Annotated in this window: 22 protein-coding genes; 5 read left to right on the forward strand and 17 right to left on the reverse strand. The window is 62.6% G+C overall.

What is annotated here, in order from left to right; all coding sequences use genetic code 11:
* The first annotated feature begins 3 nt into the window (after positions 1-3).
* Positions 4-1,458: a glutamate synthase subunit beta gene (locus NKI18_RS03485; RefSeq protein ID WP_352616265.1), complete on the forward strand. Its 1,455-nt coding sequence runs from the start codon at positions 4-6 to the stop codon at positions 1,456-1,458.
* A gap of 22 nt (positions 1,459-1,480) precedes the next feature.
* Here the strand turns inward: NKI18_RS03485 and NKI18_RS03490 are convergent, their stop codons facing one another.
* Positions 1,481-2,728 carry an SGNH/GDSL hydrolase family protein gene (locus tag NKI18_RS03490; protein WP_352616262.1) on the reverse strand — a complete coding sequence of 416 codons (1,248 nt, stop codon included), beginning with the start codon at positions 2,726-2,728 and terminating at the stop codon, positions 1,481-1,483.
* 26 nt (positions 2,729-2,754) lie between these two features.
* Complete coding sequence (locus NKI18_RS03495; RefSeq protein ID WP_352588121.1) at positions 2,755-3,981, reverse strand: lytic murein transglycosylase; 1,227 nt, start codon at positions 3,979-3,981, stop codon at positions 2,755-2,757.
* A gap of 207 nt (positions 3,982-4,188) precedes the next feature.
* Between NKI18_RS03495 and galU the strand changes: the two genes are divergently transcribed.
* Positions 4,189-5,094 carry a UTP--glucose-1-phosphate uridylyltransferase GalU gene (gene galU / locus NKI18_RS03500; RefSeq protein WP_352616260.1) on the forward strand — a complete coding sequence of 302 codons (906 nt, stop codon included), beginning with the start codon at positions 4,189-4,191 and terminating at the stop codon, positions 5,092-5,094.
* Positions 5,095-5,251: 157 nt separating this feature from the next.
* Here galU and NKI18_RS03505 read toward each other — a convergent pair whose 3' ends face one another.
* The gene (locus NKI18_RS03505) at positions 5,252-7,018 is read right to left on the reverse strand and encodes an outer membrane beta-barrel protein (protein ID WP_353018858.1); all 1,767 of its coding nucleotides are present in this window, start codon (positions 7,016-7,018) and stop codon (positions 5,252-5,254) included.
* A 150-nt stretch (positions 7,019-7,168) separates the two neighbouring features.
* Here NKI18_RS03505 and NKI18_RS03510 point away from each other — a divergent pair, with 150 nt between their 5' ends.
* Positions 7,169-8,170 (forward strand): KpsF/GutQ family sugar-phosphate isomerase, encoded by a 1,002-nt coding sequence (locus NKI18_RS03510; RefSeq protein WP_023675389.1) that lies wholly within the window; start codon positions 7,169-7,171, stop codon positions 8,168-8,170.
* Positions 8,171-8,177: 7 nt separating this feature from the next.
* On the opposite strand, the gene NKI18_RS03515 is transcribed toward NKI18_RS03510, so the two are convergent.
* From NKI18_RS03515 to NKI18_RS03550, 8 genes are all read right to left on the reverse strand, one after another.
* Positions 8,178-8,642: an NfeD family protein gene (locus NKI18_RS03515; protein WP_352616256.1), complete on the reverse strand. Its 465-nt coding sequence runs from the start codon at positions 8,640-8,642 to the stop codon at positions 8,178-8,180.
* 10 nt (positions 8,643-8,652) lie between these two features.
* Positions 8,653-9,603: an SPFH domain-containing protein gene (locus NKI18_RS03520; protein ID WP_023675391.1), complete on the reverse strand. Its 951-nt coding sequence runs from the start codon at positions 9,601-9,603 to the stop codon at positions 8,653-8,655.
* Between the two features lie 131 nt (positions 9,604-9,734).
* Positions 9,735-10,799 carry a ferrochelatase gene (gene hemH / locus NKI18_RS03525; protein WP_023675392.1) on the reverse strand — a complete coding sequence of 355 codons (1,065 nt, stop codon included), beginning with the start codon at positions 10,797-10,799 and terminating at the stop codon, positions 9,735-9,737.
* 150 nt (positions 10,800-10,949) lie between these two features.
* Positions 10,950-12,977, reverse strand: coding sequence for a 5'-nucleotidase C-terminal domain-containing protein (locus NKI18_RS03530; protein WP_352616251.1), 2,028 nt, complete (start codon positions 12,975-12,977; stop codon positions 10,950-10,952).
* A 190-nt stretch (positions 12,978-13,167) separates the two neighbouring features.
* On the reverse strand, positions 13,168-13,542 hold the full coding sequence (gene omp10, locus NKI18_RS03535) for an outer membrane lipoprotein Omp10 (protein ID WP_023720183.1): 375 nt from the start codon (positions 13,540-13,542) through the stop codon (positions 13,168-13,170).
* 186 nt (positions 13,543-13,728) lie between these two features.
* Entirely contained in the window at positions 13,729-15,174 is a 1,446-nt protein-coding gene (locus NKI18_RS03540) for a homospermidine synthase (protein WP_352616249.1), read from the reverse strand.
* 122 nt (positions 15,175-15,296) lie between these two features.
* A complete protein-coding gene (locus NKI18_RS03545; protein ID WP_352616247.1) occupies positions 15,297-16,535 on the reverse strand; it encodes a hypothetical protein in 1,239 nt (412 codons plus the stop codon).
* Positions 16,536-16,693: 158 nt separating this feature from the next.
* The gene (locus NKI18_RS03550; protein ID WP_352616244.1) at positions 16,694-17,743 is read right to left on the reverse strand and encodes a LacI family DNA-binding transcriptional regulator; all 1,050 of its coding nucleotides are present in this window, start codon (positions 17,741-17,743) and stop codon (positions 16,694-16,696) included.
* A gap of 193 nt (positions 17,744-17,936) precedes the next feature.
* On the opposite strand from NKI18_RS03550, the gene NKI18_RS03555 reads away from it, so the two are divergent.
* Both NKI18_RS03555 and NKI18_RS03560 read left to right on the forward strand, forming a co-directional pair.
* Positions 17,937-18,263, forward strand: a complete 327-nt coding sequence (locus tag NKI18_RS03555; RefSeq protein WP_352616241.1) for a MoaF-related domain-containing protein — start codon at positions 17,937-17,939, stop codon at positions 18,261-18,263.
* A gap of 14 nt (positions 18,264-18,277) precedes the next feature.
* Positions 18,278-18,721 (forward strand): DUF6640 family protein, encoded by a 444-nt coding sequence (locus tag NKI18_RS03560; protein WP_352454070.1) that lies wholly within the window; start codon positions 18,278-18,280, stop codon positions 18,719-18,721.
* A gap of 98 nt (positions 18,722-18,819) precedes the next feature.
* On the opposite strand, the gene NKI18_RS03565 is transcribed toward NKI18_RS03560, so the two are convergent.
* The 6 genes from NKI18_RS03565 to NKI18_RS03590 all read right to left on the reverse strand — a co-directional run bounded on the left by NKI18_RS03565 (position 18,820) and on the right by NKI18_RS03590 (position 25,014).
* A complete protein-coding gene (locus tag NKI18_RS03565) occupies positions 18,820-19,758 on the reverse strand; it encodes a heme-dependent oxidative N-demethylase family protein (RefSeq protein WP_352616239.1) in 939 nt (312 codons plus the stop codon).
* Complete coding sequence (locus NKI18_RS03570; protein ID WP_352616237.1) at positions 19,755-20,042, reverse strand: YciI family protein; 288 nt, start codon at positions 20,040-20,042, stop codon at positions 19,755-19,757. Before NKI18_RS03570 ends, NKI18_RS03565 begins: the two co-directional genes overlap by 4 nt.
* Before the next feature lie 17 nt (positions 20,043-20,059).
* Entirely contained in the window at positions 20,060-20,722 is a 663-nt protein-coding gene (locus tag NKI18_RS03575; RefSeq protein WP_352616235.1) for an aminotransferase class IV family protein, read from the reverse strand.
* Positions 20,671-21,822 carry an aminodeoxychorismate synthase component I gene (locus tag NKI18_RS03580; RefSeq protein ID WP_352616233.1) on the reverse strand — a complete coding sequence of 384 codons (1,152 nt, stop codon included), beginning with the start codon at positions 21,820-21,822 and terminating at the stop codon, positions 20,671-20,673. Before NKI18_RS03580 ends, NKI18_RS03575 begins: the two co-directional genes overlap by 52 nt.
* 155 nt (positions 21,823-21,977) lie before the next feature.
* The gene (locus NKI18_RS03585) at positions 21,978-22,787 is read right to left on the reverse strand and encodes a helix-hairpin-helix domain-containing protein (protein WP_352616231.1); all 810 of its coding nucleotides are present in this window, start codon (positions 22,785-22,787) and stop codon (positions 21,978-21,980) included.
* A 391-nt stretch (positions 22,788-23,178) separates the two neighbouring features.
* Positions 23,179-25,014 carry a M3 family oligoendopeptidase gene (locus NKI18_RS03590; protein WP_352616229.1) on the reverse strand — a complete coding sequence of 612 codons (1,836 nt, stop codon included), beginning with the start codon at positions 25,012-25,014 and terminating at the stop codon, positions 23,179-23,181.
* Positions 25,015-25,021 lie beyond the last annotated feature (7 nt).

Below are 25,021 nucleotides of genomic sequence, written 5' to 3' on the forward strand. Positions count from 1 at the left end.
ACTATGGGCAAGGTAACAGGGTTTCTCGAGATCGACCGGCAGGTGCACAAGTACCAGCCGGCTTCCGACCGCATCCGGCATTTCCGCGAGTTCACGCTGCCGATGTCGGACAAGGAGGTCGAGAAACAGGCCGCGCGGTGCATGGATTGCGGCATTCCGTATTGCCATGGACCGACCGGCTGCCCGATCCACAACCAGATCCCGGACTGGAACGACCTCGTCTACAATGGCGACTGGGAAAACGCGATCCGCAACCTGCATTCGACCAACAATTTTCCAGAATTTACCGGCCGCATCTGCCCCGCACCTTGCGAGGAAGCCTGCACGCTGAACCTCGAGGATATTCCGGTCGCCATCAAGACGATCGAGCAGGCGATTGCCGACAAAGCCTATGAAACCGGCCATATCCGGCCCTATCCGCCAGAACGGAAGACCGGCAAGCGCGTCGCGATCATCGGCTCGGGGCCGGCAGGCATGGCGGCTGCCCAGCAACTCGGCCGCGCAGGCCATGACGTTCACGTCTATGAGCGCGAGAGCCGGCCGGGCGGGCTGATGCGCTACGGCATCCCCGATTTCAAGATCGAGAAGCATTATATCGACCGGCGCATCGAGCAGATGCAGGGCGAAGGTGTCAGCTTCCATTGCGGCGTCAATGTCGGCGTCGACAAGCCGGTCGCCGAACTGCTCGCCGAAAATGATGCCGTCCTCTATTGCGGCGGTTCCGAAACGCCGCGCCCGGCCAACATCCCGGGCGACGATCTCGACGGCGTGCACGACGCCATGCCGTATCTGGTGCAGCAGAACAAGCGTATCGGCGGCGAGCCGATCCAGTCGGTCGCATGGCCGTCGCGCCCGATCGTCGCCGGCGGCCAGCATGTCGTCGTCGTCGGCGGCGGCGACACAGCCTCAGACTGCGTCGGCACCGCCTTCCGCCAGGGCGCGGTGCGCGTCACCCAGCTCGACATCCGGCCGCAGCCGCCGGAAAAGGAGGACAAGCTGTCGGTCTGGCCCTACTGGGCGACCAAGATGCGCACGTCATCGTCGCAGGCCGAAGGCGCCGAGCGCGAATTCCAGGTGGCGACGCTTGAATTCATCGGCGAAGACGGCCAGCTGACCGGGGTCAAATGCTGCGAGGTCGACGAAAAGCGCAAGCCAATCGCCGGCACCGAATTCGTCATCCGTGCCGATCTCGCGTTCATCGCCATCGGCTTTGCCGGGCCAGCCGCTCGCGGGCCGGTCTCGGAACTCGACGGGCAGATGAAGATCGTCACCGACAGCCGCCGTTCGAAGAATGTCGAGGCCAATGACCGGGACTACAGGACCAGCGTCGAAAGGCTCTATGTGGCGGGCGACGTGCGGCGCGGCCAGTCGCTGGTCGTCTGGGCGATCCGCGAGGGCCGCCAGGCGGCGCGCGCCATCGACGAGGCGCTGATGGGATCGAGCGTGCTGCCGCGCTGAGCCCGTTCCGAAGAGGTTCTGTTTACTGGCGGATCGCCGTCGTCGTATCGGATGCGGCCGCCGTCGCAGGTTGTGTCTTGGGCGGCCAGGAGAAGTCATCGGCGCGGCCCGGTGAGGCGTCGGGCGCCTTGCCCTCGACGATCAGCCTTTCGCCCGGCAAATTCTTGTCAGCTTTTGCCGGCGGGGCGGCGCCGAGAAGTTCCGAGCCGCCGTCCAGCGCCGGATCGCTGAGCAGCATCGGCGCGGTGCGATCGACAGCTATCGGTGCGGCAGCAGGTGACGGCGCCTCGACGGGAGCGCCGGCCGGGGCAGACGCTGTCACCACGCTTCCCGGCGCGGCCAGCCCAAGGATCTTCATCAGCGGCTTTTCGGTATAGAAGGCGAGCTTGCGCTTGCCGGCCTTCGACATGTTGATGCCGTCGTCGGAGCGCAGGCGCACCGATTGGCCGTTGATGTCCGGTCCGCTGGTGATGAAGGCGCCGTTCTCGTCGACGAACCCGTCCCAGACGTCGACGAATTCGCCGCCGTGGCTTTCGGCGGACGAGCGGAAGATGTCGTTGAAGGCCAGCATGTCGGAGGTCATTTTCGAGACCCGGAAGGCCGGCATGCCAACCCACAGATACGGCACCTTGGTTGCGGCGATGGCCTTGCCGAACGCTTCGGTCCGGCGCTCGTATTCCTTGGTCCAGTTTTCGGATCGCGGCTGCTCGCGTATATCGCCGACGCGCATCTGCTGCCGGTCGTTGGATCCGAGCATGACGACGACGGCTGCCGGTTTTTCGGCAGCGATCAGCGACTTGACCTGTTCTGGCCAGTTGTAGACATCGTCACGCACGAAGCCGGACGATCCGTTGGCACGGACGACGATCCTGACGCCGGTGTTCTCGGCAAAGGCGGCGTCGAGCCCCTCAGCCAGCCCAGACGCCATGAAATCGCCGACCACCAGGACGACGCGTGCATCCGGCGCCTTCTCGGCCACCGGGGTTGTCGGCTCGGCCGGCGGCGGCCGGCTAACTGACCGGGGCTTTCTCAGCTTGGGCCTGGGCTTTGTTCTCTGGAATTCTCTCTGGAATTCGGGCGGCGGCTGCTCAAACCGCTCGCTTCTGCGCGGAAACAACAGGTCGCGCAGCGACCAGCCACGACTTTCCGGCTCCTGCGCCATGGCCGAGGTATGAAAGGCACTGGCGGCGCCGACTGCCAGAACGGCGATCGCCAGAACGAGGATCGGCACGCGACGAACGATTAACCGGATGCGCGCAGCCGAAACCAATCACCCTCTCCATCCCGCAACCGGCTCTAGTTCTGCCTGAGCCATTTGAGCACTTCCTTGCTCGGATACCCGTCCTGGGTCAAGCCGGCCTTTGCCTGGAAGGCCATGATGGCGGTTTTCGATCCGTCACCGATCTTGCCGTCGAACTTGCCGTCGTAATAGCCGTGCTCGGAAAGTCGCTTCTGAAGCTCCTGCCTTTCCTCGAAGGAGAGCTTGGTAAACGGTCGCTTCCAGTCCTGCACAAGCCCGCCATAGCCGGCGATTTCGTCGGCAAGAAGGCCCACGGCGAGCGCATATTTGTCGGCATTGTTGTAGCGCTTGATGACCGAGAAATTCTTGATCATCAGGAAAGCCGGCCCGCCGCGGCCGCCGGGCAGCTTCAACGTCGCCTTGTCCGCACCGTTCTTGAACGGCTTGCCGTTGGCACGGCTGACCCCCAACGCCTGCCATTGCGACAGCGACTTCGAGCCTCCGGGCAGCTTCTTGCCGTCCGGAAGGCTGACCTCATAACCCCAGGTCTTGCCTGCCTGCCAGCCGTTCTTCCTCAGCAAATTGGCGGCTGTCGCCAGTGCGTCGGGAATCGAATTCCAGATGTCGCGCTTGCCGTTGCCGTCCATATCGACCGCATAGGACTGGTAGCTGGTGGGGATGAACTGGGTATGGCCCATCGCGCCGGCCCATGAGCCGCTGAGATGGCTTTCGTCGATGTCGCCGGTCTGCAGGATCTTCAGCGCCGCGATCAGTTGGGTGCGGGCAAATTTCGCTCGCTTCGGATCGGCATAACCAAGCGTCGCCAGCGAGCGCACGACATTGCGCATGATATCATCGCGCTTGAGAGTTTCGCCGTAGTTCGATTCCATAGACCAGATGGCCAGCAGGATGTAGCGGTCGACGCCGTATCTTGCCTCGATCCTGTCCAGCCAAGGCTTCCATTTCCTTGCCATCTGCTGGCCGACGGCGACCGACTGGTCATGGACGCGGTTGTCGAAATAATCCCAGGCGGGTGCGGTGAATTCGGGTTGAGTACGGGCCTTTTCCAGCACCACCGGGTCAGCATCGTTGATGCCCTTGAATGCCTGGTCGTAGACGGAGCCGGAAACGCCGCTCGCCACGGCGGTAGCACGGAAGCTGGCGACCCATTGGCGGAAGCCGGCATCGGCAAAAGCCGGCCCGCTGGGCATGAGCAAGGCAAACGAGAGGCTGGCGGCCGTCAGGACGCTGGTGAAGCGCCTTGCGGCGTTGCGAACGGACATCTTTTCCTCCTTCTTCATCTCAGGAAGACTATTCATCGCCGAACCCGGTTAGCATTTGGTTTACCATAGGTGCCGTCCGGGGTGAAAAGATGCGTCAATGCTTTACCAGCTGAGATTTCTGACCCGCCGTTCAGTAATCCTCGATTTCGGCATGAAAATGTCTCGAATCGGGATTGCCGAACAAGCATGCAAATGGATAATTGGCACATGAAGAGAGTTCGCAAGGCAGTGTTCCCGGTTGCCGGTCTCGGCACGCGCTTTCTCCCCGCCACCAAGGCCATTCCCAAGGAAATGCTGACGGTCGTCGACAGGCCGGTCATCCAGTATGTGGTCGATGAGGCGCGCGAAGCCGGGATCGAGCATTTCATCTTTGTGACCGGCCGCAACAAGGCGGTCATCGAGGATCACTTCGATGTCCAGTTCGAGCTCTACGACACGCTTGCGCAGCGCGGCAAGGACGACCAGCTCGCCCGCCTGCAGCGGCTGCAGCCGGCGCCGGGGCAGACCAGCTTCACCCGCCAGCAGGTACCGCTCGGCCTTGGTCACGCCGTCTGGTGCGCGCGCGAGCTCGTCGGCGACGAGCCCTTTGCGCTGCTGTTGCCCGACATGATCATGCAGTCGGAAAAAAGCTGCATGAAGGACATGGTCGAGCTTTACGCCGAGACCGGCAACAACATCGTCGCCGTGCAGGAATGCGATCCGGCCGAGGCGCACAAATACGGCATTGTCGGCCGCGGCGAGGCCGCGCATCACGGTTTCCGCATCTCCGGCATGGTGGAAAAGCCGAAGACCGGCACGGCGCCATCGAACCTCTACATCAACGGGCGCTATATCCTGCAGCCGGAGATATTCAAGATACTCGAAGGTCAGGAAAAAGGCGCCGGCAACGAGATCCAGCTCACCGATGCAATGCTGAAGCTGCAGAAGCAACAGCCCTTCTACGGCTACCACTACCGCGGGCGAACGTTCGACTGCGGCTCGCCCGAAGGCTTCGTCGAGGCCAACGTTGCCTTCGCACTGTGGCGCAGAGACATGAATGCCAGCATGGCCGGTGTCATTCGCACGCTTCTCAACGAACTCGCGCCGTCAGAACGCCGCGGCGTAGCCTTGTAGTTTCAACACCGGTTGCCACGCTGATCGGCTAAAGCGCGCCGCGTTCGACCGGCCTCATGCGACGCGCTTTAGGTTCTTGTTTTACGCAAGTCGTTATCGCAAAACCGCTGCACACCCTTGGGTCAAGCCCGAGGGCATGCTTTTGCGCGACATGCATTTAGCGCTGCAACTTCAAGCCGACGAAGATACTGTTGGCCGTGTAGTCGCGCCCAACCAGATTGCTGGTCAGTTTTTCAGTCCTGGCGCGGGTGGTGAGCCCGGTGTAGCGGTTCAGCCACCACGTCAGCCCAGCCTCGGCGCTCAGCGTCAAATCATGATCGTCGGAGCCGGTATAGTCGCGCCATTCAAGGCCGAGAGCGGCATTTCCGGTCAGGTTGGCGCGGATCTGCCGCTCGCCGGTGAGGCTGCCGGAATAGAGCATGTCGCCGCTTTCGCCCGCATTCGTCGTGTTCTCGGCGGTCGTCTGTGCGGTGAGCCCGATCGTGGTGCCGCGTTCCGGCGACCATTTGAGATCGGCATTGACCGTCGCGCCCGAAATAGCCGGCAGGGCATCGTCGTCGATAGCTTCGCGCAGCCAGCCGACCGAGAACTCGCCGGTAAGCTTCTCGCGGAGATCGAGCTCGACGCCGGCCCGTGCGCCAAGCCTGGTCGAGGAGCGCTGGAAGCCGTTTGGATCGACGCGCAAATCATAAGCGCGCCGGCCGATCTCGATTTCGGTGAACGGGGTGATGGCAGGCGAGATCTCGTAACCGGTACGCAAAATGGCCGTGTAGAGCGTCGAATCGCGGCCCTTCTGCGACAGCGATCCGCCCGACGAAAGCTTGGCGTCGCCAAAGATGTCGTGCTCGACCGCGCCGGTCAGCGCGAAGCGCATCTTGCCGGCATCCTTCTCGACGGCGAGACTGCCGTTCACGGTCTGGCGCACCGGCTGGCCAACGGCGCCGACGACCGCGTCCGGCGCCGAGGCCGATTCGGGCAAGGCCTCATAGCCCAGCTTGGCGATGGCGCGCAGATCATTGTCGAGATCGATGTTGAGTGTGCCATCGACGCGGCCTTGCGCCTCGTGAATGTCATAGCCGGACAAGGTTTCGCGGAAGATGCCATAGCCCTCAACCGTCGCCGAATTCTCCCGCCAGTCGGAGACGGCGTTGAAGCGCAGCGTCGTTTCCGACAGCAAGGCCGGCTTGCCGAGGCTGCTCGAATCGGCGTTTGTCGAAGACGTCAGGCCTTGCTCGAGCGTCGGCCGGATCACGAAGGAGCCGAGCTTGATGCCGGTGGCGGCGAACGGGTCGTCCTCGTTCTTCTTGTCCTGGCCTTCGATGGCTTCGGTGCGCTCGGCGCCGGGGTCGAGCTTGAGCCTCTCGGCGGAATCGATGGTGACGGCACGGCGGTTGACCGTATCCTGCTCGTCTATGGCGGCGGTATCGGTGTCATCGGCCGCCGCCGCGGCTGCAGTCGCGGTTCTCTTGCGCTTCTGGCTGTCAGCGGTCTCGTCTTCGGCGTTGGCCGCATTGGCGGCGCGTTGCGTCGCGTTTGGCCGCCGTCGGGGGGGCGGAGCAGGGATGTCGGGAAATGGATCGCCGCTGGCCGCTGGTTGATCGAAAGTGCCGCCGGTTGTGGCCGCCTCGCCCGTGCCGTCGTCAGGCAACGCCCCTTCGCTGGTCGGGCGATAGGTAGGCAGCGGCGTATTGTCGTTGGCGGTTGCAGCAGCCTGCGCGGCTTGGGTTCCGGCTATGCTCGATTGCCTGATCTTGTACTGCTGGTCGTCCAGGATTGTCGATTCCGAAACCTCGCCGCGCAACTCGGTTTCCTGGGCGCAAAGCAGTGCCGGCCGCGACAACGCAAAGACACTGGTTGCCAGCAGCAAAGCGCAGACCGCCTTGCCCTTTCGTCCCATTTTGTTTTGAGGCTGAAACCCGGACATCGGCACCACTGCTTGCGCGGCGCACCCGCGCCATACTTACGAAACCGTAAATGGGGATGGTTAACGGAGCGTTGAGGCATAGCCCGTCAGGAGGTTCGGGACGGCAATTCCGTTGGACAGGCGCGCGCCGAAGCGCTAATCGCATCGTCCATGGACGTGAAATCCCCAGACAGGAAGCGGCATGACGGGCAGGCCGCGATTGCCTCGGCGCTGAGAACCGTGGCGACGGAGCAGGCCGGCGTCGCGGCACTGGCAGACGCTCTCGAAAACGGGCTGGCCGAGCCGTTCGCACGAGCCGTCGGCATGGTGTCGCAGATCGATGGCCGCGTCATCGTCACCGGGGTCGGCAAAAGCGGCCATATCGGCTCGAAGATCGCCGCAACGCTCGCCTCGACCGGCACGCCGGCCTTCTTCGTCCACCCTGCCGAAGCCAATCACGGCGACCTTGGCATGATCGCCAGAAACGACGCCATAATCGCGCTTTCGTGGTCGGGCGAAAGCCTTGAGCTCAAGGGCATCATCGCCTATTCGAGGCGCTTCTCGATCCCGCTGGTCGCGGTCACCGCGGGTGAAAAATCGGCTCTGGCGCGCGCGGCCGACGTTGTGCTTCTGCTGCCGCGAGCACCGGAAGCCTGCCCGCACGGGCTTGCGCCGACGACCTCGACACTATTGCAAATGGTGATGGGCGATGCGCTGGCCATCGCGCTCCTCGAGGCACGCGGCTTCACCCCGGACCATTTCCGCACGTTCCATCCCGGCGGCCAGCTCGGAGCCAACCTGACGCAGATCCGCGAGATCATGCATGTCGGCGACAGGCTGCCGCTGGTGTCGTCAGGTACCGGCATGCGCGAGGCAATCCTCGAATTGTCGCGCAAGGGGTTTGGCTGCGTGGCCGTGACTGCCGCGGACGGCAAGCTGATCGGCATCATCACCGATGGCGACATCAGGCGCCATATCGGCAGCGATCTCCTGGCAATGAGCGTCGATCAGGTGATGACCAGAGAGCCGAAAATGGCCGCGCCCGACACGCTTGTTGCGACGGCGCTGCAGACGATCAACGACTCGGCTATCACCAGCCTGATGGTGGTCGAAGGCAGGCGGCCGATCGGGCTCGTCCATCTGCACGACCTGCTGCGCATCGGTGCTGCCTAGCGGGCTTCTAGACCGCCTCGACCGTCAGTTCCAGGTCGGTATCAGCGGCGCCCGTCACGCGCACTTGCGTGCCGGCCGGCAGGTCAGGGCCGGAGACGCGCCACAACGTGTCGCCCAGCTTTATGCGGCCGCGCCCGTCCTTGATCGGCTCGGCAAGGGTCGCCGTCCGGCCGACCATCTGTGCGCCGCGACGGTTGAGCAGGGGCTGGTCGGTTTCATCATGGCGCCCGTCCACCAGCCGCTTGCCGACATAGGCCGAGACCAGCGACAGCGCGAGGAAGGCGAGGACCTGGACTTGCCAGGTCCAGAAACCGGCATCCCAGATGAGCAGTGAGACGACGCCGATCAACAGCGCGGCAATGCCGATCCACAGCATGAAAATGCCCGGCGCGATGACCTCCATTACCAGCAGGACGAAGCCGAGGACCATCCAGCTCCACGGGCCGAGTTCGGAAACAATACGGTCGAGCATGGCTGTGGCCTCAGGTTTCGCTCGGACGAACGACCGGCGGGCGGGCGGCCCGTCGTGCGGCACCGGCGGTGCCTTCGCTTCGGAAAACTTCCTTGGCGATTTCGCCAATACCGCCGAGCGTGCCGATCAGCGATGAGGCCTCCATCGGCATCAGCACGAGTTTGCTATTTGTCGCTGAGCCGATCTTGGTCAGCGCTTCGGTGTATTTCAGCGCGACGAAGTAGTTGAGCGCCTGCACGTCGCCTTTGGAAATCGCCTCCGACACCACCTGCGTGGCGCGTGCTTCAGCCTCGGCCGAGCGTTCGCGCGCCTCGGCATCGCGGAAGGCGGCTTCCTTGCGGCCTTCGGCCTCCAGGATCTGCGATTGCTTGAGGCCTTCGGCGGCGAGGATCTGCGCGCGCTTATTGCGCTCGGCCATCATCTGTCGGCCCATCGATTCGACGAGATTGGCCGGCGGGTTGATGTCCTTGATCTCGACACGAGTGATCTTGATGCCCCAGGGATGCGCCGCCTCGTCAACGACGCGCAGCAGGCGCTCGTTGATGGCGTCGCGGTTCGACAAAAGTTCGTCGAGGTCCATCGAGCCCATCACGGTGCGGATGTTGGTCATCGTGAGATTGAGAATCGCATTCTGCAGGCCGGAGACCTGGTAGGCGGCCTGCGCCGCGTTGAGCACCTGATAGAAGGCGATGCCATCGACGGCAACGGTGGCATTGTCGCGGGTGATGATCTCCTGCGTCGGAACGTCGAGCACCTGCTCCATCATGTTCATCTTGGCGCCGACACGGTCGACGAAAGGCACGATCAGGTTGAGGCCTGGGTTCAATGTCTTGGTGTAACGGCCAAAACGTTCGACGGTATAATTATAGCCTTGCGGAATTGTTCGGATGCCCTTGATAAGCACCAGCACGACAAGGGCGACAAGAACAAGAAGCGCGATATCAAAACCACTGAAACCCATTTGGCTCTCCCCTCAAAGGCCGGCCATGTTGGATATTCCACGCGACCGATTCCCATCAAACACTTAAGTGTGTTTCAGCAATGTTACAATCAGGTGATCACGGATTGCGGGTGCATAGACGGGTGATCTGTTCAGGCCCAGCCGGACAGCTCGCGCCGCACCATCGCCTCGATCACCGCCATGCCCTCGGCACTGTCGTTGAGGCAAGGGATGTGTGCGAACTTTTCGCCGCCGGCATGATGGAAGGTCTCGGACGCTTCCCTGCCGATCTCGTCCAGCGTCTCGATGCAGTCGACGGAAAATCCTGGATTGACGATGGCGACCGATTTCACGCCTTCGCGCCCTAGTCTTTCGACCGTCTTGTCGGTGTAGGGCTGCAGCCACTCCTGCGCGCCGAAGCGCGACTGGAAGGTGGTAATCAGCTTGTTTTCATCCCAGCCGAGCTTTTCGCGCAGCAGTCGGGTCGTCTCGAGGCAATGGGCCTGGTAGGGGTCGCCCTTGTCGGAATAGGGTTTCGGAATGCCGTGATAGGAAGCGATGACAATTTCCGGTTCGAATCCGAGGCTCGCCAGATGCTTTTCGATCGAACGGGCGAGCGCCTCGATATAGGCCGGCTCGTTGTAATAGGGTGGCACGCTGCGAATGGCCGGGGCGCGGCGCATCTTCATCAGCGCGCGAAACAGCTGGTCGTTGGCAGTCGCAGTCGTCGTCGCCGAATATTGCGGATAGAGCGGGAAAGACAGGATGCGGTCGCAGCCTTGCTCGACCAGTCTCTCGGCCACGCTCTCGGTCGAAGGGTTGCCGTAGCGCATCGCCCAGTCGACGACGACATTGGGTAGCTCGCCGAGCGCGAGCCCGAGCTTCTCGGCCTGGGCGCGGGTGTAGGTTCGCAGCGGCGACTCGTTGCGCTCCCGGTTCCATATCCTGGCATAGTTGGCCCCTGATTTCTTCGGCCGGGTGGTGAGGACCACGCCGTAGAGGATCGGATACCAGATCGCCTTGTTGAGCTCGATGACGCGCGGATCGGACAGGAACTCCCGGAGGTAGCGCCACATCGGCTTGAAGCCGGTGCCGTCCGGGGTGCCGAGATTGATCAGCATGACACCGACCTTGCCGGTCCTGACCAGAGGGCGCCCTGCCGACGGCGAGGCGGCAGTCTTCTCGGCTTTGATTTCAGCAGGGTTGGCAAGCGTCATGAGGTTCTCCAACACCGCGAACCAACGATGCCGCGGCGAAAGTAGCGATGCCGCGCCGGTTTTCAAATGCTGCGTCTGGCCGCACCTTATCCCAGAAATGCAACACCCGCCCGGTCTGCCGGGCGGGTGCATTGCGTTCCTGCGGCCGGATTACTTCGAGGCCGCCGGGATCGTCAAGGTTGCGCCGACCGGAAGGCGGCGTGGCTCGTAGGCTTTGTTGGCATCGGAGATTATTTTCCATTTGGTGCCGTCGCCATAAGCCTTCACCGCGAGATCCCAATAGGTATCGCCGGCGACGATTACATGGCTGCTTTCGGCCGGTGCCGGCTCAGCCGGAGCAGGGGTCGCCGGAGCCGGTGTGGCCGGAGCCGCAGGTGCCGCCGGCTGGGCCGGCTCGGCGGGTGCGGGTGCCGGCGCTGTTTCAGCCGGGACGGCCGGCGGCGTCTTGGAAATGTCGCCGGAGCCGGCCGGCATTTCGGGCATTGCCGGCTCAACGGGCTTTGCCGGCGCAGCCTCAGCAGGTTTTGGCGGTTCGGCAGGGTTGGCAGGTTCTGCGGCCGGGGCCACGGTCGCGGCGATCTCGGTGATGCGGCCGTCGAGCTTCGGCGTATAGGGCCGGTGCGCGCCTAGGTAGTCGGCGACGACCTGTTCCAGCCCCGGGCCGTAATCATAGGCGTTCTTGGCCTTCTCGGCGAACACCTTGTAGCCGTCGCCGCCCTGGCGGACATAGTTGTTGGTGGCGACCAGGTAATCCTTGTCCGGCTTAATCGGCGTCCAGGCGCCGCCTTCCATGACCTCGACCGATTTGACGCGTCCGTTAGGCGGCGCCGATTTGTCGAACGCATATTTCAGGCCGGCAACTTGCGGGAAGCGCCCGGCGCCGTCCTCGACCTGGCTGAGGCCGCTTTCGAGGCCGGCAACCAAATCCTTGCCGGAGATCTGGAAGGTCGCCAGCGTGTTCTGAAACGGCAGGACGGTGAGAACCTCGCCCATGGTGACGGTGCCCTGGTCGATGGAGGCGCGCAAGCCGCCGCCATTCGAGATGACGATCTCGACACCTTGGCCGTTGACCCGGTCGAGGACGGCGTCGGAGACCAGATTGCCCATCTCGCATTCGCGGGCGCGGCAGTTTTCGCGACTGCCGTCGATCGCCTTGGTGGTCTCGGCGACTTCCTTGTTCTTCAAGGCCTCGATCGGCGCGCCGAGTTCCTTGATGCGGGCAAGCACGGCGGGGTCGGGCGTGATCGATTTGTCGAGATGGATGGGATCGCCGCTTGCCTCCTTGACGACGCCGTTGTCGTCGAACACGACCTTGAACTCGCCGAGATATTTCGAATAGGACGCCGCCTGCACGACCGGCACTTTGTAACCGTCCGGATTGTCGACCATCGTCGGATATGGGCCTTCCGCCTTGGGGTCGGTGTTGGACAGCAGCGAATGGCTGTGGCCGCCGACCACCACGTCGATGCCCGGGATCTTGGCGATCACGTCGCGCTCGCGCTTGTAGCCGATATGGGTGACCGCGATGATCTTGTTGACGCCCTCTCGCTTCAGTTTCTCGACCTCAGCGGTGATCGACTTGACGTCGTCTTCGATGGCAATGTTCGGGCCAGGGGTGGCAAGCTCCGGTGTGTCGTTGGTGACCGCGCCGACGATCCCGATCTTCTGGCCGCCGACCTCGACCACGATCGACGGCTTGACGCGGTCGCCGAGCTTGGATTGCGCATTGGCCTTCACATTGGCGCCGAGCACCGGAAACTGGATCATCTCGAGAAACGGCGCCAGCGCCGACTCGCCATCGTCGAACTCATGGTTGCCGAGAGCCTCGGCATCGAATTTCATCTGGTTGAGGAATTCGCCTTCGGTCTTGCCTTTGTAGGTCGTGTAGAAGAGCGAGCCCTGGAAATTGTCGCCGGCGCTGAGCAGCAGCACGTTCTGGCCTTCCAGCTTCTTGCGCTCCTGCGCGATCGCGGTGACCAGGCGGCCGGCGCCGCCGACGCATTCGCCCTTGGTCTCCTCCTCGGCCGAGCAGGTCGATTCGTACTTGTTGTTGCTCTCGATGCGGCTGTGCCAGTCGTTGATGTGCAGGATGTTGAGCGTGTAGTCGGCAAAGGATACCCCTGCCGACAGGCCAAGCGCCGATGCCGACAGCGCGGCGATGGCAGCAATCTTCTTCATTCTCGTCTCCCGGATAACTTGACCAGAGGCGTTTAACGCTCTTGTTTGACTGGGATGTAACAGCCCTCTTGGGCTATGTTCACATCGCGTTTCAGTCGATGCAAGCGGAAATCGGCATCAGCTTTGCCGGCGCAAGAAGACGGCGGCTTGAAGCCGCCGCCCTTGTGCAAAGTAAATTCGGAATCGGATTTCAGGTGCGCCTGGTCAGCACAAAATTCTGCCCGCTCGCGCTGGTGCAATTGAGCTGGCTGGTGGAGACCATCAGGCAGTTGAAGCTGATCGGCGTCTGGCGGATCAGCGACGTACCATGGATCTCGACCGAGGTGCCGCCGGTCATGGTGTAGCTGCCATCGGCAAGCTTCTGGCCGGTATCGGTGGCGACGGTCGCGAAGCTGCCGCCCTTGAAGGTCGACAAGCCCGTGCCCTGCGCGTCGATCCAGGAGCCTTCAACCCCCTTGGCCGTGATCACCGGCGGCTCGCCTGGGCCGGTTGTCGTGCAGGCCGCCAACGCGACCGTAGCGGCCGCGGCAATGCCAGCCGAAAGCAGTCTTTGCGCAATCGTCATCTTCAAGATCCTCTCCTCTCGCATCGGCCCAAAATCGATCCGATTTTCGGAAAGCACGATGCGCACATTCAAAGTTCTAGAGCGTACTTTGTGCGTCCAAATGGACGCACGTCGCTCTAGGCCGCCCCTCTTCAATCGCCCGATTTCCGGGCGATTGCAAGCTGGCGGAGTGTCGAGGCAATGCTGCTATCGAACGAGGATGTTGCGGAATTGCCACGGGTCTTTGGTGTCGAGATCCTCGGGAAACAGACCAGGCCGATTGTCGAGCGGTGTCCAGTCGGTATAATAGCTCCTGACCGGCCCGAGATATGGGTTCTGCACGTCGAGGCAGCGCTTGTAATCCATCTCGTCGGCTTCGACGATGCCGGCCTCGGGATTTTCCAGCGCCCAGACCATGCCGGCCAGCACCGCCGACGTGACCTGCATGCCCGTAGCATTCTGATAGGGCGCCAGCTTGCGCGCCTCGGCCAGCGACAGCTGCGAGCCGTACCAGTAGGCGTTCTTGGCGTGGCCGTAGAGCAGCACGCCGAGTTCGTCGACGCCATCGACCAGTTCATTTTCGTCGAGCACGTGATGCACGGGCTGAGCCTTGCCGGCGACACCGAACATCTCGTGCAGCGACAGCACTGCGTCGTTGCAGGGATGATAGGCGTAATGGCAGGTCGGCCGGTATTGCACCTTGCCCTTCTTGCCGCGTATCGTGAAAAAATCGGCAATCGAGATCGCTTCGTTGTGTGTCACCAGGAAACCGTATTGCGGGCCGGGCGTCGGACACCATGTGCGCACGCGTGTATTGGCGCCGGGCTGCTCCAGATAGATCGCTGCCTTCGAACCGTTCTTGTGGCTTTTGGCGTTCTTCGGCATCCACGCCTCATGCGTGCCCCAGCCGAGCTCGGCCGGCTGCAGCCCTTCCGAAATGAAGCCTTCGACCGACCAGGTGTTCCAGAACACGTTCATCGGCTTGGGCTTCTTGGTGCGCTGGGTGTCGCGCTCGGCGATATGGATGCCCTTGACGCCGGCCTTCTTCATCAGCCTGGCCCAGCCTTCGCGATCGTGCTGCGCGGGTTCCGAGAAGTCGAGGCCAAGATCTGTGGCGAGATTGACCAGTGCCTGCTTGACGAACCACGAGACCATGCCCGGATTGGCGCCGCAGCATGAGATCGCCGTGGTGCCGCCCGGGTTCTTCGCGATTTCAGTACGCACCGTCTCGCGAAGCGCATAATTGGTGCGTGAGGCGTTGTCGGCCTTTTCGTCGAAATAAAAGCCGAGCCAGGGTTCGACCACCGTGTCGATATAGAGGACGCCAAGCTTGCGGCAGAGCTTCATCAGCTCAAGCGAGGAAGTGTCGACCGACAGGTTGACGCAAAAGCCCTGGCCGCCGCCATTGGTCAAAAGCGGTGTCAGCAGCTTCTTGTAGTTCTTTTTGGTCACCGCATCCTGCATGAAGGTGATGCCGCGCTCGTCGAGCAATTTGCGGTCGGTGTCGCGCGGGTCGATGACCGTCATGCGCGACTTATCGAATTTGAAATGGCGCTCGATCAGCGGCAGCGTTCCCCGTCCGATCGAGCCGAAGCCGATCATCACGACAGGGCCGGTGATCTCACCGTAAACGGGCCAGTTTTCATTCGCCATTTATCGATTACTCCCTCAAAAAACGCTTCGGAACAGCGGCTTGGCCGCGGCGCGACAAACCATAGATCATTGTCACAATAAAGCGAAAAGCGGACGGCCGGCGTTACACTGCGCCATCCCGGCTACGGCTCGACCAGTCTTGCGAATTCAGGCTTGAAGAGGTTACGTGCCTCGGAGACCGGCAGTTCCAGCAGATCGCCGGCGCAGGCCTGGATGGCATGCGGCAGGGTCTGGAGCCCGAACACCAGAACCTGCTTGTCGCCCTCACGCCAGAGGCTGACCGCCAAATATTCGCCGATGAGATCGTCCATGCCGCATTCGGCTTCGTGATCGATATCGGTCTGATCGGTCGGTTTCTTGCGCCGCTGCTTGACCAAGGAGGCGAGGGAAGGACCGGGCTTGCCATCCACCGTATCCAAGAAAATGTCCTGAAGGCCAAGCAGGACGCCGCGCCGCACATCCATGATGTAGGCGTCCGAATAGTTGGTCGGATGCGCTCCGCCGCAGAAGATGCTGCCGGACTCCCGCCAGCTCATCAGCCGCGGAGTCAGCGAGGTCACTTCGAATGTGCTGTCCTCATAGCCGCCGAGCGTGCCGCCGTTCATACCGTCAATCGGCCCGCCTTCGTTGAAACCGGCATATTGCGCCGCCACGCAGCCCAGTGCGCCGATGTTTGCGCGCCAGTGCCTCTCTTGCAGCAGAGCATTCGCGGCCTCGATCGGAACGTCGCCGGACAGTTCGACAATGCGCGGCGTGGCGAATTTGGTGCGGGGGTCGACGACATAGCGGTAGGTTGCGTCCGGCCAACCAATCGTCTTGCCGTTATCGAGCTGAGTGTCCATCCGCAGATAGTCATAGGGGGACGTTTCCATGGTGAGCGGCGTGTCATTGCCGAAGAACTTCATGAAGCTGAAATCGTAGAGATCGAGCGGGGTGCTGGGCTCGTTCCCGGTCACTTGCCGACTTGCGACCCGTTCCAATCTGAGCGGCAGCGCCTTCTTTCCGTTCCAGCTGCCTTCAAGGGTCTTGCCGTTACTGGATGAGGCCAGGCGCCACACAGCGGCGATCGTCGCGGCCTTTCCGTCATCGCAATTATCGGCGCCGCATGCCTCCTCCTCGGCCAGTTCGAACTTGCTGCCCTTCTGCAACCTGGCCTGCAGCGGGATATCGACGCCCTTCGAGCGGTAGTAATAGCGGCCGGCCAGCGGGCCGCCGGGCGCCGCGGGGTCGCCGGTGAATTCGACGACGATATCGCTGTTTCCAAGCTTGCCGGCATAAGTCACCGGCTCCGCCTCAGCTGCTGTCGACAGTACTAGGATCGCGGCCATGAACGTGACCGGCCTGCCAAGATGCTGGATCATTGTTCCCCCAAGCCACAAGTTACAGTTGTCTTCCGCCGACAGTCACGGTCGGCTGTCAGGCCCTTATAGTCAAGTTGTGCCCCGTTCAGTGCCAGACGCTGCTCAGCGAAAAGACGCTGCCAGCGCCGCCCCTGATGCGGATGGCGCATCCGTGCGTTTCAGCGGACTTTTGCCCTCGGCCCGGCCGTGGAGGCTCGAACCACCAGTTCTACCGGCAGAACGACCTGGCGGGGGGCCTCATTGTCAAGAACCATTCGGGCGGCCAGCCTGCCTTTTCCGATCACGTCTTGCGCCACAGTGGTCATCGGAGGCGTGGTGCGTGCGGATTCAGCGGTGCCATCGAAGCCAACGACCGATACGTGGCTCGGCACGTCTATGCCGCGGCGAACCGCCTCGTCCAGTATCGTGATTGCCTGCCAATCCGACATGGTCAGTATCGCGGTTGCTTCAGGCGCCCTGTCGAACACCACTGCTCCGGCAGATGGCTCGCCTGGGATCGTCTCGAGGATCGGGACATCGTCGATCGACAAATTCGCCTCCGCCAAACCCTGTTTGAAACCGTCGAGCCTTTCATCGTCGAGCGGGAAGCCGGCCAGAAGCGGGCGCGTTGCCTGTCCGGGCATGTGGACAATCGGCGGGCCGGGAGTCCGGCGCACCGAAAGGATGGCAAAATGCCGGTGCCCCAGCCCGATCAAATGCCGGACGGCAGCAACCGCTCCACTCCTGCCGTCGATCTTTATCGAATTGATGTCGGGACCCGCGTCGCTTTCGAGAATGACGAAGGGCAGACGCCGTCTCTGTACCGAAATTATGAGACCAATGTCGGCGCTGTGACCAAGGATAAAGCCGTCAACCAGTGCATCGCGGATGCTGGCGAAGCGCGTGTCATCGGTGCCGTTTACAAGGCTGAGCGTCGTTCCAGCCTCGTCGCAGGCGAGCGAAACGCCGAGCACCAGCTCGCGGCCATAGGGGCTTCTCATCACTTCGGAGATGGCGTAGGCGCCAGGCGGCATGAACCCGATGGCATTGAACTTGCCGTGCCGCAGCAATCGTCCTTTCGGATCGGGGCCGCCAAACCCGAGCGCTCGCGCGGCCGCTTCGACGCGCTCGCGCAATTCGGGCCTGACCAGCTCCGGCCGGTTGAAGACGTTGGAGACAGTCCCCCTGGAAACTCCGGCAGCCTTGCCGACATCGGCTAGGGTTGGCATTGGCGATTCACTCGTTTTTCCTGAGTTAGACCATTTTTTGGAGCGCTCCAAGAATTTTATTGACTCAAAACCGAAATAGGCGGATCGTATTCCTTGGAGCGCTCCAAGGGCGTATATTCAGAGGATTGTTGCGACTAGACATTGAGAATCGTCAAATGGCGTGGCCGCAGCGGCCATGCCCAAGGAGAGGATGATGGCAGAAACCGATGCTTTTCCAGCTTCGCTCGTCGGCAAGACTTTCGACTGCGTTTTCGGCCCCTTCGTACCACGGCTGACGTTTTTCTCGCCGCAGGAATTGCATATCCAGGCGTCGATCGGGACTACCGAAATCGACGAGGTGGTCAAGGTCGACCTGACCAGCGTACGCCCGAATCTCGTGCTCGCGAGCTGGACGGAGCAGAGCGGCAACTTCATCGTGCAGTTGCAGGATCACGAGAAGGGGATCGTCCATAATTATGCGCGGCTGGCCGATGGGCAGCTCTTCTGTGCCCAGGGTGCCATTCAAGTCGTTCCTGCATAAGGGAGGAAAATGCGATGGAGCTCGCTTACGATAGTCATCTGCTTGCCCGAATTCTGCTGAGCGTCGCGACCGTGGGCTACGGTGTAGCGACGATCAAAGCCGACTTCAACGCCACACATGCAACCAATCCGTTGTGGACCCCACACGCCCGGTTTCATGTCGTCTGGCAGGTGCTGAGCTACACCGGTGTGGCGCTGATTGCGCTCGGACTTATCTGGATCAAGGGACAACTCGAAGCCGAGCGGCTCTATCTCGCCGGGGGATTGGCCGCGGCTATGTATGGAGCATTCTTCGCGGCCATGCTCTCGCGGCCGATCTATGGCGGCGTGCTGTATGACGAGAACGGCTATCCGCCGTTCCGGCCGCCGTTTGGACCGGCGGGCTGGCGGTGGGACGTCAACGTCACCGTCTTTACCGCGATGTCCGCGATCCTGCTGCTGGGCCTGGCTGCGATTTAGGGCAATTCCAGGAAAGGTGTGAAACGGTTTTCCGTCCGGGATTGCGCAGAAACAAAGAGATAGAGCGGTTCGGCGTTTCCGTGAGACGATGAACTGCTCTAGGACAGCGCCAGCGCCCTGAGCCACGCGACCAGCCGGTCACGGTCGGCGGTCATCCCCTTGTAGTCGAGTTGTGCCTCGTCCAGCGCCAGAAGTTGTTCGGCCAAGGACGCCGCGAGCGCCGCGCGGTCGGGGTGGCGTTCCAGCACGGCGAGCGGGTCGAGATGGATTCGGATGGTGAAGAGTACGTCGCCCGAAACGGGGAGCTTTCTCAGCGTCTGCCGCTCGACCCGGATAAAGACATGGGCGTCGATGTCGCCGTCCGGGAATCTCGACGGGCGACTGCTGGCGCGGTCGATGCGTTCGAGGTTGGAGAGCGGATGGTAGAGCGCGCCGCCCGCCTGGATCGACCAGTTGTAGCGCTCGACGGCTTGGCCCTGGAGGCCGTCGAACATGCGGTTGATGAGATCGGCCGGGCGTGTGCCAGAGCCGAAACCCGGTACCGGCGCGTGGATCTGCTGCAGCGGCTTGCCGAATTTTTCGGTCAGCGACCATGACGACGGGAAGCAGAGCGAGCCGGCCGCCAGACGCCAGCCGCTGTCGTCGCGGCGCATCAGGATCAAATCCTCCTGGACGAGCAACGAGGCCGCGACAAGCGGCGCATCGCTGAAAGAAGCTGAGGTGCCTGAGCCCTCGAGATTGTCGATGCCGCCGATCACCTCGATCGCATTGTCGGTACGCCTGTGGGTCTCAGGAAAGTTCGCCGCCAGATGCGCACCGAGCAGATCGAGCACTTCGCGCTGGGCGTCGCGCGTTGCTTGCTCCTCGACAAAAACCTTGTCGGGAATTTCCGTGTAAAGCCGGCGTTTCTCGGCAAGATAGGGCAGCAGATATTCGTCGACCTCGATCCAGCTATCGAGATTGAGCGGCTTCAGCCCGATGGTGAACAGTTTCGACGAGCCGTCATAGGGTGTGTGGGTCGGTGGGCGGAAACTCATGCTTCTTTGTAGGCTTCCAGTGCGGCAACGGCCATTCTCGGCGTGAATTCGGTGATTTCGTAATCGGCGGCACCTGCCTTGGCGAAGGGATCGTCCGCCAGTCTGGCATCGAGCTTCTCGCGTGGACCGCGCGCGATGATGATGCCGCCGGTCCTTGGCCGCTTTGGCCCGGAGGCGACAAAGATGCCTTGCGCATAGCAGGCCTTCAGCCACTCGACATGCGCTTGCTGCAGGCGGTCGATCTCGGTCAGCGGCACCTTGTAGTTCAGCGAAACCACGAACATTGTTGTCTCCAGATGCTTCAGCCCAGCCGCGCCGGGATCAATCCGCGCAGCGAGTTGCCGACGAACAGCGCCTTGGCCGATTGCAGTTCGTTCCACGTGTAGACCGCTTCACCGGCGCGGCCTTGATCCAGCAGTTCGCCGCGCAGGACGCCAGGCAGCAGGCCGCAATCGAGCCGCGGCGTGGCCAGCACGCCGTCGCCGAAATCGGCAAAGACGTTGGTGATCGTGCCCTCGCAGATTTCGCCGCGCTCATTGGCGAGCAGCACCTCGTCGGCGCGGCTGGCGAGATATTCGGCGCGGGCGCGCGTATAGGGTTGTCGGCGGCTGGTCTTGTGACGCAGCAGCGTGTCGCTCGAATCAAGCCGCACCCGTGCCAGTTGAAGTGTCCAGACCTTGTCTGCGGCGAGCGGCTCGTAGGGCTGCGCCGAAACCGCGACTTCGCCCTTGCGCGACAGGACGAGGCGTGTGCGCAACGCGATCTGCTGGTGGCCGACCGCATTCATCAGCGCTTCGCCGACCCTTTGCGGATCGCAGGCGAAACCGAGTTCGCTTGCCGAGCCGTAAAGCCGCGCGAGATGGCGGTCGAAACGGAGGAAACCCGAGCCGGGTTCCCAGCGCATTGTTTCGATCAGTTCGAAATCGGCAGTGTTCCCGTCGCGAAACGGGCTTTCAGCAGACACTCCTGGTACTCCTCTTCGGCTGTCGAATCGAAGACGACGCCACCGCCGACATTGTAGACCGCCTCGCCATTGGCAAAGAGCGAGATGGTGCGGATCGCCACGGAAAAGCGCATCCGGCCGCCGGGCGCGATCCAGCCTATGGCGCCGCAATAGACATCGCGCGGGCCACTTTCCAGCTCGCGCAGGATCTCCATGGCGCGGATCTTCGGTGCGCCGGTAATCGAGCCGCACGGGAACAGCGCGGCGAAAATCTGGCGGATGGCGAGGCCGGGCAAGAGTTTCGCCCGCACGCGGCTCACCATCTGGTGGACGGTCGGGTAGCTCTCGATGCGGAAAAGCTCCGGCACATCGAGCGTGCCAACCTCGCTGATCAGTGAAATGTCGTTGCGCAGGAGATCGACAATCATCCGGTTCTCGGCCTGGTTCTTCTCGTCGTTGCGCAAGAACGCTTTCAGGCGATCGTCCTCGGCTTTTGTTGCCCCGCGCGGCGCGGTGCCCTTCATCGGATGCGTCTCGATCATGCCTTCCGCGTCCACCTCGAAGAACAGTTCGGGCGAACGCGACAAGACGATCGGATCGCCGAGCGCGACCAGGGCCCCATACTTCACCGGCTGGCGTTCGGTCAGCGCGTTGAAGGCGACCAGCGGATCGCCCGACCATTGCGCATGGACCGGAAAGGTCAGATTGCCCTGGTAGCAGTCGCCCTTGCGGATGTGGTCATGCAGCCTGGCAAAGCGTTTGGCGTAGTCGTCCGAAGACCAGGCTGCCTTGGCGTCGAAGATTGGGCCGTTGCTAGCCGGCAGATCGCCTGGCGCGATCGTCTCCTCGACTGGCGCGTCGAACACGCCGAGGCAAAAAAGCGGGGCGCGGCGGCCGGCCGGCAGCAGCGGAACGAGCTTGGGTTCGAGCAGGTAACCGGCCTCGTAGGAGAAATAACCGGCCAGCCATTTGCCGCCGTCATGTGCAGCCTGCGCGGCTTCCAGCGCTGGCAAAAAATCCGCCTCGCCATGCGCTGCGATTATCTCGGCCGGCCGGTCGAAAACGAGCTGCCGCGCGGTCTCGTCGTTCCTGAAAATTGCAAAGGGCAGGGGCAGGGACATAAGGCTCGGATGCTGCGGTCACCAGCGATCGATCTATATGGGGGCTCGACCGTGCGCAATCGAGGGAACGGCGTCTCAAGACGCAAAGGCGCGGCGGCAAAAACAAAAGCGGCGCCAGTGGGCGCCGCCTTGTTCCAGATGCCGCCTGCGATGGATCAGGTGTTGCTGGCTTCTCCCGCGGTCGGGAAGCGGCGCGCAAATTCCTTTTCGTCGCCGGCGGCAAGCAGTTTCGCCTGCTCGATCCAGCGTTCACGTTCGATACGGCCGTCGAAATTCAACGTCGCCTCGATCCGCTTGACGTCGTCGGGCGTCCAGGCGGCGATCTGGGCATAGGTCGTGACCCCAAGCCCTTTGAGCAGCCGCTCGTTGGTCGGGCCGATGCCGATCAGGCGACGCAGATCGTTGGCGTTGCCTGCTGCCGCGGCTGTTGCCTTGCCGGTCGCGGCTTTCTTTGCCGCTGGCGCGGTCTTGCTTGCCGCCGGCGCAGCCTTGCTTGCCACTGGCACAGTCTTGGGCGCGGTGGTCGCTTTCGATGCGGCCGGTTTCGGCGTTGCCGGTTTAGCGGCAGTTGCGCGCGGCGCAGCCGCGGCTTTGGCCGTTGCAGATTTCTTCGGCGCCGGTTTGGCCGGTGCGGATGTCGACATCAGCGTTGACGGCGCCTGCATCGCGGCTTTGGTCGCGCCGGTCTTGGCGGCTGGCGCCTTGGCTGTTGCCGCCTTCGCGGTTGGCGCCTGGGTGGTTTTCGCCTCGCCCAGCCGGCGTTCGAGATCGGCGCGGGCGCGGCCGCATGCATCCAACTCACCGGTCAGACGGTCGCTATCGGCCCGCAATCTGTCGCGTTCGCTGCGCGTGCGGTCTAGATCGCCGCGCAAACTGTCGAGTTCGCCACGCAGGCGTCCCCAAATGAACCAGCCAACCAACACACCTACCAGGAACGCCAGGAGCATGTAGAAAAAAGTGCCCATTGTCTTTCTCTCTCCAATCCGATCCGTCCGCCCTGGCCTGTAGAGCCATGACCTCGGCGAAGGACCATTCGATGGTGGTTCCGCAATTTGCAGAACAGCCGGCTTCGATCGAGCCGTCGGCGACCGGTTTGCCCCTGGCCAACAGCCGTTGTCGCATCCGCCGACACGCCATGACCGGTCGGGATTTTCCGACCTGACCCATTCATGCCCGGCTGAGCTTGAGGGCGGACGCTATCATACAGCTTACGGGAATCTAACGGAAAACTTCCATGGAAAGTTATTTAAGAACAAATATCCAAGACAAGAATAGAACCATCGCCAATATGCATTGCAGCTAAACTGTTCTGGAAAACCCGGTCACCCGGTGTTGCGCATCACCCAGTGTTGCGCATCAATTGTCCAGTGCTTCCAGCTCGTCGATCAGTCCGCTGATCACGCCAAGCCCGATTTGCCAGAAGGCAGGGTCGGCCGCGTCGAGGCCGAACGGCGCCAGAAGCTCGGAATGATGCTTGGTGCCGCCGGCGCGCAGCATGGCAAAATATTTCTCCTGAAAGCCGCGCTCGGCGTTCTGGTAGACCGCGTAGAGCGAGTTCACCAGGCAATCGCCGAATGCGTAGGCATAGACGTAGAAAGGCGAGTGGATGAAGTGCGGGATATAGGTCCAGAAAATCTCGTACCCTTCGCGCAGCTTGATCGCCGGCCCGAGGCTTTCCGCCTGCACTTCCAACCAGAACTGGCCGAGCTTGTCGGAGGTCAGTTCGCCACTCCTGCGCTCGGCATGCACTTTGCGCTCGAACTCATAGAAGGCGATCTGGCGCACGACCGTGTTGATCATGTCCTCGACCTTCTGGGCGAGCATGGCCTTGCGTTCGCGCTTGTCGTTGGTCTGCTCGAGCAGCGAGCGGAAGGTCAGCATTTCGCCGAACACCGATGCGGTTTCGGCCAGCGTCAGCGGCGTCGATGCCATCAGGGCGCCCTGGCCGCCGGCCAGCACCTGGTGCACGCCGTGGCCGAGCTCGTGCGCCAGCGTCATCACGTCGCGCGGCTTGCCCATGTAGTTGAGCAGCACATAGGGATGCGCCGAAGGCACGGTCGGATGCGCGAAGGCGCCAGGCGACTTGCCGGGTCTCACCGGTGCATCGATCCAGTTGCGGTCGAAGAAAGTTCTGGCGATCTCCGCCATGTCGGGCGAAAAGCGCTGGTAGGCGGAAAGCACGGTGTTCTTGGCCTCGTCCCAGCCGATGACCGCCTGTGGGGTCTCGGGCAGGGGCGCATTGCGGTCCCAGTGGTTCATCACCTCCATGCCGAGCCAGCGCGCCTTCATCGCGTAATAGCGATGCGACAGGCGTGGATAGGCGTCGCGAACCGCGGCGGCGAGTGCATCCACCACGCTGCGTTCGACGCGGTTGGCCAGGTGGCGGGAATCGGCAATGTCCTCGAAGCCGCGCCAACGGTCGGAAATCTCCTTGTCCTTGGCCAGCGTGTTGGTGACCAGCGTGAAGACGCGCAAATTCTTGCGGAAGGTCGTGGCCAGCGCCTCGGACGCCCGGCGGCGCACCTCGCCGTCGGCGTCCTGCAGGCGATTGAGCGCCGGCTCCAGCGTCAGCTCCTCGCCGTCGACGTCGAAGCGCAAATCGGTCATCGTCTCGTCGAACAGGCGGTTCCAGGCCCCGCGCCCGGTGATCGATTTTTCATGGAAGAGCTGCTCGATGCGGTCTTCGAGCTGATAGGGCTTGTCCTTGCGCAGATCGAGCACCCAGGGCCGGTAATGGGCGAAGGCCGGATCGGCGGCGAGTGCGGTTTCGATCGCGCTATCGTCGATGAGATTCAGCTCGAGCGCGAAAAACAGCAGGTGCGCGCTGGCATCGGTCATCTTTTCCTGGATGTCGCCATAGAGCTTGGCGCGCTGCGGATCCGACGTGTTGCCGGCATAGACAAGCCCGGCATAGGAGACGATCCGGCCGATCAGCTCCTCCAGCGCTTCATAGGCCTGAAGCGCCTCGCCCAGCCTGCCGGCGCTGCCACGCCCGGCCTCGGCGGCGAGCGTGCCTTTCCAACGGCTCTCGAAGGCGATGGCATCGGCGGCGGACTTGGCGATGTCGCGCTTCAACTCGGGCGCTTCCATGCCCGAATAGAGATCGGCCAGATTCCATTCCGGCAGGTCGCCAAGCTCCGCCACGCCCTGACCGGGCGCCGCCGCCAGCTTTCGAGCAAAAACCATGCGCATTGCCGAT

Source organism: Mesorhizobium sp. M0800, assembly GCF_040320095.1.
Lineage (GTDB): Bacteria > Pseudomonadota > Alphaproteobacteria > Rhizobiales > Rhizobiaceae > Mesorhizobium.

Coding starts and splice junctions, on each gene's coding strand:
- NKI18_RS03485 (WP_352616265.1), top strand. CDS start 4: ATGGGCAAGGTAACAGGGTTTCTCGAGATCGACCGGCAGGTGCACAAG.
- NKI18_RS03495 (WP_352588121.1), bottom strand. CDS start 3,981: ATGTCCGTTCGCAACGCCGCAAGGCGCTTCACCAGCGTCCTGACGGCC.
- galU (WP_352616260.1), top strand. CDS start 4,189: ATGAAGAGAGTTCGCAAGGCAGTGTTCCCGGTTGCCGGTCTCGGCACG.
- NKI18_RS03505 (WP_353018858.1), bottom strand. CDS start 7,018: ATGTCCGGGTTTCAGCCTCAAAACAAAATGGGACGAAAGGGCAAGGCG.
- NKI18_RS03510 (WP_023675389.1), top strand. CDS start 7,169: ATGGACGTGAAATCCCCAGACAGGAAGCGGCATGACGGGCAGGCCGCG.
- NKI18_RS03515 (WP_352616256.1), bottom strand. CDS start 8,642: ATGCTCGACCGTATTGTTTCCGAACTCGGCCCGTGGAGCTGGATGGTC.
- NKI18_RS03520 (WP_023675391.1), bottom strand. CDS start 9,603: ATGGGTTTCAGTGGTTTTGATATCGCGCTTCTTGTTCTTGTCGCCCTT.
- hemH (WP_023675392.1), bottom strand. CDS start 10,799: ATGACGCTTGCCAACCCTGCTGAAATCAAAGCCGAGAAGACTGCCGCC.
- NKI18_RS03530 (WP_352616251.1), bottom strand. CDS start 12,977: ATGAAGAAGATTGCTGCCATCGCCGCGCTGTCGGCATCGGCGCTTGGC.
- omp10 (WP_023720183.1), bottom strand. CDS start 13,542: ATGACGATTGCGCAAAGACTGCTTTCGGCTGGCATTGCCGCGGCCGCT.
- NKI18_RS03540 (WP_352616249.1), bottom strand. CDS start 15,174: ATGGCGAATGAAAACTGGCCCGTTTACGGTGAGATCACCGGCCCTGTC.
- NKI18_RS03545 (WP_352616247.1), bottom strand. CDS start 16,535: ATGATCCAGCATCTTGGCAGGCCGGTCACGTTCATGGCCGCGATCCTA.
- NKI18_RS03550 (WP_352616244.1), bottom strand. CDS start 17,743: ATGCCAACCCTAGCCGATGTCGGCAAGGCTGCCGGAGTTTCCAGGGGG.
- NKI18_RS03555 (WP_352616241.1), top strand. CDS start 17,937: ATGGCAGAAACCGATGCTTTTCCAGCTTCGCTCGTCGGCAAGACTTTC.
- NKI18_RS03560 (WP_352454070.1), top strand. CDS start 18,278: ATGGAGCTCGCTTACGATAGTCATCTGCTTGCCCGAATTCTGCTGAGC.
- NKI18_RS03565 (WP_352616239.1), bottom strand. CDS start 19,758: ATGAGTTTCCGCCCACCGACCCACACACCCTATGACGGCTCGTCGAAA.
- NKI18_RS03570 (WP_352616237.1), bottom strand. CDS start 20,042: ATGTTCGTGGTTTCGCTGAACTACAAGGTGCCGCTGACCGAGATCGAC.
- NKI18_RS03580 (WP_352616233.1), bottom strand. CDS start 21,822: ATGTCCCTGCCCCTGCCCTTTGCAATTTTCAGGAACGACGAGACCGCG.
- NKI18_RS03585 (WP_352616231.1), bottom strand. CDS start 22,787: ATGGGCACTTTTTTCTACATGCTCCTGGCGTTCCTGGTAGGTGTGTTG.
- NKI18_RS03590 (WP_352616229.1), bottom strand. CDS start 25,014: ATGCGCATGGTTTTTGCTCGAAAGCTGGCGGCGGCGCCCGGTCAGGGC.